At 61.2% G+C, this 1,101-nt stretch carries 2 rRNA genes; both read left to right on the top strand.

The window, feature by feature from the left end:
- Nucleotides 1-219: ribosomal RNA gene (locus tag F8D48_RS11460) — 16S ribosomal RNA — on the top strand; the annotation flags it as partial.
- Nucleotides 220-530: 311 nt separating this feature from the next.
- Nucleotides 531-1,101, top strand: a 23S ribosomal RNA gene (locus F8D48_RS11455); the annotation flags it as partial.

Genomic DNA, 1,101 nt, shown 5'->3' with positions numbered 1-1,101 from the left:
TGCGTGAAGCCGGAGTTGCTAGTAATCGCGGATCAGCACGCCGCGGTGAATACGTTCCCGGGCCTTGTACACACCGCCCGTCACACCACCCGAGTCGTCTGCACCCGAAGCCGCCGGCCGAACCCCCTGGGGGCGGAGGCGTCGAAGGTGTGGAGGGTAAGGGGGGTGAAGTCGTAACAAGGTAGCCGTACCGGAAGGTGCGGCTGGATCACCTCCTTTCTAGGGAGAGGCCTAGACCGTCGCCCGTCTCTCAGCATCCGGCTGCGAGGGCTCCGCGAGAGCGGCCCCCGCGCACCTTGACAGCTGCATAGCGCGTGACGAGATACATTGTCACGATCATGATCAACACCAACATCAATTCCTGAAGCTTTGCTTTAGAGTGTTCGATGGGTGTTCGCATCATGGACAAGACGATTCATCACGATCGCGAACGTATGTTATACGACGGATAGAGAAATTCTCAACAATCCAATGGACGATACCGTGGGGGGCCTTCCTACCCTTTGGCCCCCCATGCGACCTTGAGATCGGAAGAAGATACCGAGGGCGCACGGCGGATGCCTTGGCACAGGAAGTCGACGAAGGACGCGGCAAGCTGCGATAATCTGCGGGGAGTGGCAAACACACCTTGATCCGCAGGTCTCCGAATGGGGGAACCCACCTGGGGCCATGCCCAGGTACCCCATCCTGAATCAGATAGGGATGAGGGAGGCAACCGGGGGAACTGAAACATCTAAGTACCCCGAGGAAGAGAAATCAACCGAGATTGCGCGAGTAGCGGCGAGCGAAAGCGCACCAGCCCAAACCCGGGCGCGTGTAAGCGGCAGGCGTTGCCGCCCGGGGGTTGCGGGACGCACGTGCGGGGGCTGCCCTCCCGCGTGAGGTTACAAATCCACATGGTAGCGGAACGGCATGGAAGGGCCGGCCGCAGCGGGTGAGAGCCCCGTACGCGAAACCATGCGGACCTCAGTTGCGCATCCCGAGTAGGGCCGGGCACGTGAAACCCGGTCCGAAGCCGGGGGGACCACCCTCCAAGGCTGAACACTCTCCTGTGACCGATAGCGAACCAGTACCGTGAGGGAAAGGTGAAAAGCACCCCGA

This window comes from Adlercreutzia muris (assembly GCF_008831045.1).
GTDB lineage: Bacteria > Actinomycetota > Coriobacteriia > Coriobacteriales > Eggerthellaceae > Adlercreutzia > Adlercreutzia muris.
Note: the sequence above shows the minus strand (reverse complement) of the source record. Positions and strands in the feature narration are given on the sequence as shown.